This window comes from Fulvivirga kasyanovii (assembly GCF_009711405.1).
Taxonomy (GTDB): Bacteria; Bacteroidota; Bacteroidia; order Cytophagales; family Cyclobacteriaceae; genus Fulvivirga; species Fulvivirga kasyanovii.
Window position 1 is genome coordinate 1 of record NZ_SMLW01000374.1, and the last position, 7,647, is coordinate 7,647.

At 40.5% G+C, this 7,647-nt stretch carries 5 protein-coding genes; 4 read left to right on the forward strand and 1 reads right to left on the reverse strand.

The genetic code is table 11. The annotated features are described in order from the left end of the window. Together E1163_RS30400 and E1163_RS04305 are read left to right on the forward strand one after the other, a co-directional pair. Positions 1 to 1,430: hypothetical protein (locus tag E1163_RS30400; RefSeq protein ID WP_185155952.1), on the forward strand; the 1,430-nt coding region annotated here is incomplete at its 5' end. Between the two features lie 186 nt (positions 1,431 to 1,616). Then, positions 1,617 to 4,457, forward strand: coding sequence for a TonB-dependent receptor (locus E1163_RS04305; protein WP_155169859.1), 2,841 nt, complete (start codon positions 1,617 to 1,619; stop codon positions 4,455 to 4,457). Between the two features lie 83 nt (positions 4,458 to 4,540). On the opposite strand, the gene E1163_RS04310 is transcribed toward E1163_RS04305, so the two are convergent. After that, the gene (locus E1163_RS04310) at positions 4,541 to 5,446 is read right to left on the reverse strand and encodes a DUF6340 family protein (protein ID WP_155169862.1); all 906 of its coding nucleotides are present in this window, start codon (positions 5,444 to 5,446) and stop codon (positions 4,541 to 4,543) included. Between the two features lie 195 nt (positions 5,447 to 5,641). On the opposite strand from E1163_RS04310, the gene E1163_RS04315 reads away from it, so the two are divergent. Together E1163_RS04315 and E1163_RS04320 are read left to right on the forward strand one after the other, a co-directional pair. Then, positions 5,642 to 6,553, forward strand: coding sequence for a TIGR01777 family oxidoreductase (locus E1163_RS04315; RefSeq protein ID WP_155169865.1), 912 nt, complete (start codon positions 5,642 to 5,644; stop codon positions 6,551 to 6,553). A gap of 378 nt (positions 6,554 to 6,931) precedes the next feature. Then, positions 6,932 to 7,647: LOG family protein (locus E1163_RS04320; RefSeq protein ID WP_155169867.1), on the forward strand; the 716-nt coding region annotated here is incomplete at its 3' end.

A 7,647-nucleotide genomic window follows, 5' to 3' on the forward strand; every position in this document is an offset into this window, starting at 1 on the left:
CTACAATTGACAATTTAGGAACTTACACAGGTACAGTTACATTAGAGGCAAAGGATGGCCTTGCTGCTTTGGCTGTAACCAAAGGTACTGCTGCATTTGCTGCTGAGACTTACACTGGCGAAACTTCTGCCACATGGGCTTTCTCTTACACCGCTGTAGAGGCTGACGAAGATTCAAACATTACATTCACTTTCACTGCTACTGATGCTGATGGTGATACTGAAGTATTTACTCATGTATTGAGTGTTGGTGATGCTCCTGAGCCTCTTCCAAATGAGGTGCTTTCTGGTTTAATCACTGCTAACAAAACTTTAACTGCTGATCGTATCTGGGAACTTGCAGGTAGAGTTATTGTAACTGATGGTGCTACTTTGACCATCGAGCCCGGAACCATTATCAAGGGCCGTCCAGGGGAAGGTACTAATGCTTCTGTTCTAATGATTGCAAGAGATGGTATGATTGATGCGGAGGGTACTGCTGATAATCCTATTATCTTTACAGCTACTGCTGATAACATCGCTGTAGGACAGAAAATAGGTACTAATCTTGATGCAAATGATAATGAGCTTTGGGGTGGTGTTGTAATCCTAGGAAATGCACCTATTTCTCCTGATGCAGGTACAACTGCTCAAATTGAAGGAGTTCCTGCCTCTGAGCCTCTTGGTCAGTATGGTGGTGATGTTGCAGATGATAATAGGGGTACCTTAAAATATGTTTCTATCAGGCATGGAGGTACTACTATCGATGCCGTAGCAGGTAATGATATCAATGGATTGACATTAGGTGGTGTTGGTTCTGGTACTACAATTTCTCACATAGAGATTTTTGCCAACTATGATGATGGAGTTGAGTTTTTCGGAGGATCTGTAAACCTAAGTAACTTGTTGGTCTACACTGTTGGTGATGATGCTATTGACGTTGATCAGGCATACTCTGGTACCGTAAGTAACTTTCTTGTATATACCAGTACTGCTGCCAGTTCAGACGAAGGTCTTGAAATTGATGGTCCTGAAGGTTCAGAAAACTCTACTGGTAAATTTACAATAGAGAACGGAACGATCACATCTGTAGACGGAGGTGGATTTGCTGCAGATTTCAAATCTAAAGCGCAAGGAACAGTTAATAATGTAAAATATTCTGGTTTCACTGGTGGAGCTACTATTAAAATCAGAGCTAGCTTCGATCCTGACAATGCATGTGCGGATAAGACTGACGCTTATACCAACCTGATCGGTGATAATCTGGTTTTCACTACTGTTGAGTTTTCTGCAGTATCGGTATATGATGGAGATGATGAGGATGCATGTGATGTTCCTGCGTCATATCAAACTTCTGCTGCTGGAAAAGTGTCAAGTGCAACTGCTACAGGAGCTTCTGATGCTACAGTATTTGACGCTTGGTCTTATGCTTCAATTTCAGAACTGCTGTAATTGTTAGAATATGCAAAAAAGGCTCTGCCATGCGGCAGAGCCTTTTTTTGCATTCGGGCGTCCTATGTTAAGTATATGTTAAGCAAAGCATCTTGAGGAAACATAAAGTTAAACAATTGGTAATTTATATATTCCCAACCTCTGTCTGTCAAAATCTACCTTTGCAACAAATTTTACAATGAACAAATGAGAAAATTTTCAATTACTTTTATCCTATTTTATGTCGCACTTACAGCATCTGTATTAGCTCAGAAGGGGTATTTGCGAGGTAAAGTAATCGATGGAGAAACGGGAGAGGCGCTTATTGGAGCCACTGTTTCCAGACAAGGAACAACCACTGGAACAGTTGCGGATTTTGAAGGCAATTATTCCTTGCCTTTAGATGCAGGTACACACACAATAGTTTTTCAGTTTGTTTCGTACCAAACTAAAACTGTTGAGAATGTAGAAATTGTTGCAGGTCAGGTTAATACAATGGATATTACTTTATCGACAGATGTTGAGCAACTTGCTGAGGTTGTGGTAACTGCAGAAGTAATTAAAGATTCAGAAGCAGCAATTCTCACCTTACAAAAGAAATCAGCTAATGTGCTTGATGGGATGTCATCACAAACATTTCGAAAAATTGGTGATAGTAATCTTTCTGGTGCCATTAAGCGTGTTACCGGAGTTTCTATACAAGGGGGAAGATACGTTTATGTAAGAGGTTTGGGAGACAGATATAACCGAACCACTTTAAATGGCATGAGTATACCTGGTTTGGATCCCGATAGAAACGACGTTCAGATAGACTTGTTCCCTACTAGCGTCCTTGAAAATGTTATTGTATATAAAACTTTTTCACCGGAGCTTGCCGGAGACTTTACAGGAGGTACTGTGAATGTTGAAACCAAAAGTTTTCCTGAGGAAAAAACAACTTCAGTTTCACTAGGCTTTGGGTACAACCCAAAAATGAATTTAAACGGAGACTTCTTGTCATACGAAGGTGGAAAAACCGATTTACTTGGCTTTGATGATGGAACCAGAGAGTTACCACTCGATGATCCAACATCATCTTTTGAAAACCCAAATATTGCTACTAACCCGGGGCCAACCATTGATGCAACCAAACGTCTGGATCCTAATATGGATGCCATCAGAAAGAATAGCTTTTTGAATACGAGCTTTTCAATTAATCATGGAAATCAGCTTGATAAAGGAAATTATAAACTAGGTTATGGACTGGTGCTTAACTATCAAAATCAGTATGAATATTATGAAGATGCTGAATGGGGGTATTATTTTAAAGATGCCAACAAAGACATATATCAATTGGATGCACAGAGAATTAGAAATGGGGATTTAGGGAGAAATGATATACTTTGGAGTTCTTTGTTGACAGGAGCCATTAAAACCAACAGGCATGAGGTGGGCTTGACATTTTTTAGGACTCAAAACGCTGTAGTAGAAGCAACCAGCCGAATCTCCAGGGACCTTGAGGAGACTGGTCAGACTGCCTATCAGGATGTATTAACATACTCGCAGCGATCTATAACCAGTCCATCAATTTATGGAAAACATAACTTCAATAAAATAACATTGGAGTGGAATAATACATTCACATGGGCCAGGGTTTATGATCCTGATTATAGAGAGGCCCTTATTGCTGAGGTGGATCAGGTTGGCGAAGACGGCCAGCCACTATATTCTATTGATGGAGGTGATGGAGGCCGAGTAAGTCGGTTTTGGCGAGATATGAATGAAAATAATGAGAGCGCACGAATTGATGCTACCTATGAGTTTGGTGATAATAACAAACTGAAATTCGGAGCAGCAGCGCTATTGAAGTGGAGAGAATTTGAAACATATGCATTTTCTCTGCAAAACAAGGGTATCGTTCAAAACAATCCGGATTATCTACTTCAGGAAGAAAATATTTGGAATGCGCAAACTGAGGAAGGTACATATATCCAAGGAGGATATGAAGCAGCAAATAATTATGATGCGCGATCAGCTGTATACTCAGCTTATGGTATGGGTGACATATTTTTACACAGTAGTGTAAGAGCCATATTTGGATTGAGAGTAGAACAGGCTTACATGAATTATACAGGTCAGGATAACTCTGGGATCGTCGTATACGATGATGAAAGGACTCTGGATAAGCTAAACTTTTTGCCCTCTGTAAACTTTGTGTTTAGCCTGACTGATGATATGAATATTAGAACTTCATATGGAAGAACTGTGGCACGTCCTTCATTTAGAGAAAAGTCTATAGCTCAAATTCTAGACCCCATTACTGGTATTAGATACAGCGGAAATATTGACTTGGAGCAAACAGATGTGGATAACTTTGATTTGAGGGTAGAGAACTTCTTTGGCAGAGACCAAATGATTGCAGTTTCTGGGTTCTATAAAAAGTTCTCTGGTCATATTGAGATGGTTCGTTTTCAGACAGAACCTACTGAGGTTACCTGGAGGAATATAGGAGGGAGCCAGGTCTATGGTATTGAAGTTGAAGGCAGGAAAAGGCTAGGTTTCATAGAAGGGCTTTCAGCTGGCACAAATGTGACTCTGGCAGCTTCGAAAGTTGATATGACTGAAATTGTAGTTTTAGAAGATGGAGTGACAGGAGAAATCACTTCTGAATTTGAGTCAAGAGTAGAGCAGGCCAGAACGGGTGAAGATGTTGATGAAGATCGAGTTATGGCTGGCCAAGCCCCATTTTTGATCAACACTTACCTTAATTTTTCGGATGCAGAAGGAAATACTAATTTTAACTTATCCTACAATGTTCAAGGCGAGAGCCTGGCTGTTGTTGGTGTAGGACAGGTGCCAGATGTATATGTTAAACCTTTCCATAGCCTTAACCTAAATGCATCAAGAAAGATAGGCGCAAGCAAAAAGTCTCAACTTACAATGAGAGTAGATAACATTCTTGGAGATTCAAAAGATCAAGTTTGGAAAAATTATAAAGCAGATGAGCAAATATTTACATCGTTTGATACAGGTAGAACATTTACGATAAAATATAGCTATAATTTCTAAATTGAAATACTCATTAAAGTAGCAAAGGTCACCTGATAAGTGACCTTTGCTACTTTATGTTGTCAGGGGTTTTTTCGGCAATGTCAAAATAATTTCTCCCCCAACAAATCCCTCGCTTTTTCCCTCCAATACTCCATATCATCCTGCCGCTTGATATTCTCATACAGTACCGCAAGGTTGTGGGCCGCCTTACCGGCTATTTCCGGTTTTGATGATTCCGAAAGCTTCAGCAGTTCGGCTTCCACTGTATCCCAATCTTCCATTAAGTAGGCTTTGTAGGCACTTTTAAATACTTTGGTATGATAGAATTGACGTTGTTCAAAATAGGCTCGTGGGTAAAACTTTTGAATAAAACCCCTCCCCAATTCGGTAGAAATAATCACAGCATTTTTATCAGCCTTTCCCATTGAAGGCCCCACTGCCAGTAAGCCACTGATTACAGAGCGTTTATCGTGTTCTATTCTCCGCTCATCATGGAATTGGTGTAGCTGCTCTCCATCTTTGTCATACATGGTAATATAAGACTCCACCACCAGGTCATAATAAGCCGTTCTATCCTTGGTGCCGTCCTCTTGTTTTACTACCTCTACCTCTTGGTCAAAGTATAAGTTATAAGCATTCAGGCTTAGAAAATAATTTGCATTGTGCTCCAAACAGGCCTCCCTCACTTTCTCTTTGCTTATCGGGGGGCCGGGTTCGGTGGCGGCATACCTCTCCACCAGGCTGTCCAGGTGAGTGATGTTGTAGTACCTGCTGCTATCGTATCCTGCATTTAGACCACGAACAAAGCTGTTGTAGCCCATCCGGAAAACTTCAACCTTATTGTCGTTGTTAAATGGCAAACTATCGGCAGTAAACCTGCTGATGAACAAAAACTCTTTTTTACCCAATGGTAACCGAATATCGGGAGACGAAGTTTTTTTAACAGGGACCATAGTACTGCATGAAGCAAGCAGGAAAAAAATAATTAATGCAGGTATTGCGCGCATCGATTTGTGATTGGTTTAGCAGGCCAATTTCGTTTAAAAAATTCAAATCAAAATCACATTTTAAGACAAAATTATTTAGACAGCCAGTGTGAATATTGGTTTGGGACCATCACTTAAAATTGTTCAGACATAATAACCTTATGCCATCTAAGCCGTTTTGTTAGTTGTACTTAGCTTTAATTCATGAGTGAAAATATGAATAAAAATGTCCTTATAACAGGTGGCACTGGCCTGGTGGGTTCCAGGTTGACAGCATTGCTGCAGGAAAAGGGTTATGGAGTCAGGTATTTAAGCCGATCGCCAGGAAAAGTTAATGATGTTGAGGCTTTTGCCTGGGATGTTACCAAACAAACCATTGATACCCGGGCCTTTGATGATGTCAGTTATGTTATTCATCTGGCAGGTGCAGGTGTTGCAGATCAGAAATGGACTGATGAAAGAAAAAAAGTTATTCTTGCGAGCCGCACAAGGTCTACAGCATTATTAAAAGATACTTTAAGAGACCATCCTAATCAGGTAAAGGCTGTTATTTCGGCATCAGCAATAGGCTATTACGGTTTTGATAATGGTGACAGGTGGCAAAAGGAAGGAAGCCGTTTTGGAGATGACTTTTTGGCTACAGTAACCAAAGCTTGGGAGGCGGAAGCCGACCTGATCGCTGACTTGAACATCCGGGTAGTAAAAATCCGGGTGGGAGTAGTGCTGAGTGACCGGGGAGGCGCACTAAAGGAGATAGGAAAACCGGTTAAGTTTGGCTTAGGCGCACCCTTGGGTAGTGGTGATCAATACATGAGCTGGATACATATCGATGATCTCTGCAATATTTTCATCCATGCCATGGAAAATGAAAATATAAATGGCCCATATAATGGCGTAGCACCACATCCGGTTACAAACCGTGAGTTGACGAAATCAATAGCCAGGGTCATGGGCAAACCGTTCTTTCTTCCTGCCGTACCTGGCTTTGCACTCAAACTGGTGCTGGGGCAAATGGCAGGCATGCTTCTGGGAAGTAGCCGGGTTTCGTCAGAAAAGATTGAATCAGAAGGATTTAAGTTTAAATTTCCTGAAATTAAAGAAGCTCTTCATGACCTTTTAAAGAATTAATGCGAGCAAAACATTTTTTACTCTTATATAATTTTTTAAGTTTAGCGGCTGTTTTGAAAAATAAGCTGTTCAGAAGAGCAAAATTTTTATCCAGCCCCTGATGATATTCAGGCCCACAAACCGTGGAAAAAGTTAGTGAATAACTTATTTACTGGATTATGAATGGATTGTATCAGATATTGAATAACACACGTATTCGGCTGAGGTGAAAAAGCGCGCCTTGCTGTTTCTTGTCTGTTGCATACAGACCTGACCCTGCTCAAGAAATGGGTATCTGATCTTTAAAAATAAAATTGATGAGGAATGATCATATACAATATCACGCTTTGATTGATTCCCATTTTAGTCATTAAAAACAACTAATAACAGATGAAAGAGATGAAAGTAAAAAAGACAAAACTGGACAATATAAAAAACATAGATGATCTTACTGAGGAGGAGAAAAAAATTGTCCGGGCTTTCGAAGAGAAGGACTGGAATGAAATTAAAAGTTATGATTCCTGGGTTATCTTTAAGGTAATGTCCGAGTTTGTGGAAGGCTTTGAAAAGCTTGCCAAGATCGGTCCCTGCGTTACTATTTTCGGCTCAGCCCGTACCCGCGATGACCACAAATACTATAAAATGGCTGAGAATATAGCTGCTAAACTTGTAAGACATGGCTACGGAGTGATCTCTGGTGGAGGCCCGGGAATTATGGAAGCAGCAAATAAGGGAGCAAAGTCTGAGGGCGGTAAATCCGTTGGACTTAACATTATCCTTCCTTTTGAGCAAAAAGGCAACGAGTATATAGATCCTGATAAGCTCATAACCTTCGATTATTTCTTCGTAAGAAAAGTAATGTTTACCAAATACTCTCAAGGCTTTATAGTAATGCCAGGTGGATTTGGTACCCTGGACGAACTTTTTGAAGCCCTTACCCTAATACAGACCAAAAAGATCGGTAAATTCCCAATCGTACTGGTTGGTAAAGAATACTGGGGCGGGCTTATCGACTGGATTAAGGATACCATGCTCACCGCTGCAAACAATGTACACAAAGAAGACCTTAACCTGTTTAAGCTGGTTGAAACTGAGGCAGAAGCAGTGGATGCGAT

Coding starts and splice junctions, on each gene's coding strand:
- E1163_RS04315 (WP_155169865.1), top strand. CDS start 5,642: ATGAATAAAAATGTCCTTATAACAGGTGGCACTGGCCTGGTGGGTTCC.
- E1163_RS04310 (WP_155169862.1), bottom strand. CDS start 5,446: ATGCGCGCAATACCTGCATTAATTATTTTTTTCCTGCTTGCTTCATGC.
- E1163_RS04305 (WP_155169859.1), top strand. CDS start 1,617: ATGAGAAAATTTTCAATTACTTTTATCCTATTTTATGTCGCACTTACA.